Raw genomic sequence first — 1,026 nt, 5'->3', positions numbered from 1 at the left:
GTCTTCCACAGAAGGCGTTCGGTAAGCGTGGTTTTGCCGGCGTCGATGTGGGCAATGATGCCGAGGTTGCGAAGACGCGACAGCGTCTGGGTGTTGGTGTTCATGAGAAAGGTTCCTGCTGGGCCAACTTCGGGGGCCGCACACGCTGGTTGGCAACGGCGTGTGCGGCTAGCGTTCGGTCTCGGCGATCTGGTGCATGGCACGTTCTCCTTGCGGTGGAGCGGGTTGAGGGGTGGGGGCGGAAACGAAAAGAGCGCCCCGGAGGGCGCTCTGTGGATGGTCCAGCGAAGGCCGCGATCAGCGACCTCGTAGGGCTCCAGGCAGACACGCCCGTTCCGCGCTTGCGCGGGTCAGGGTGAAAAACTTCAGGAGCGGCATCCGGTTCATGCGGCGCATTCTAGACCTGTCAATCTGGCGCGCAAGTGAATATTGCGCACATGGATGGAACGATGAGCCCCAAAGTAGAGCCACCCCATGGGTGGCTGCAACCCAGGTCGTCAGGCGCATTACTTGCAGTCGTGCAGCCGGCGGGCATCGCCCACGGTCGCCGCGTGCTGCTCAACGGTCGACACCCAGCCCTTCAGCGACATGGCCGGATCGTTGCCCTGCTTGCGCGGACCGCCATGGATCAGCACTTCGGTCCAGCTGCCGGTCGGCGCCAGTTCGGCCAGGCGTGCGGCCTGGTCCTCGTCGGTACTGAAGGTGTCGTCAGGCGAGGAGGGTTTTGCGTTGTTGACCGTCGCCTGCTTGCGTACGCGCACACGCAGGGCGCCATCCGGCATGCGCTGGGTGGCCACCTCGTAGCGCTCCACGCCGTAGGCCCACTTTGATTCGCCGGGGCGACGTGTCTCAGTGCCGTCATCGGCAACCTCGACCGACTCGCCGGTGACCGCGCCCAGCGCGGCAATGCCGCCGAAGCCAGCCATCATCGCCTCGTAGGCCACCATCTGCCGCTGTTCGACCGACAGCTTGCTGGCGTCCGGCTTCATGCCAGGCAGGTTGAGATAGGCCGCTTTCTTGCACAAC

2 protein-coding genes are annotated in these 1,026 nt (G+C 64.7%); both read right to left on the bottom strand.

The genetic code is table 11. The features are described 5' to 3' along the window. Positions 1-104, bottom strand: a 104-nt coding sequence (locus AB4Y84_RS22365; RefSeq protein WP_442251021.1) for a GTP-binding protein, incomplete at its 3' end; no start/stop codon positions are given. 402 nt (positions 105-506) lie between these two features. Beyond that, positions 507-1,026, bottom strand: a 520-nt coding sequence (locus tag AB4Y84_RS22360) for a hypothetical protein (RefSeq protein WP_442251020.1), incomplete at its 5' end; no start/stop codon positions are given.

Source organism: Stenotrophomonas sp. 2YAF22, assembly GCF_052114665.1.
GTDB classification, from domain to species: domain Bacteria; phylum Pseudomonadota; class Gammaproteobacteria; order Xanthomonadales; family Xanthomonadaceae; genus Stenotrophomonas; species Stenotrophomonas indicatrix.
The sequence above is the reverse complement of the archived record's forward strand: the minus strand, read 5'-3'. Positions and strand labels throughout refer to the sequence as shown.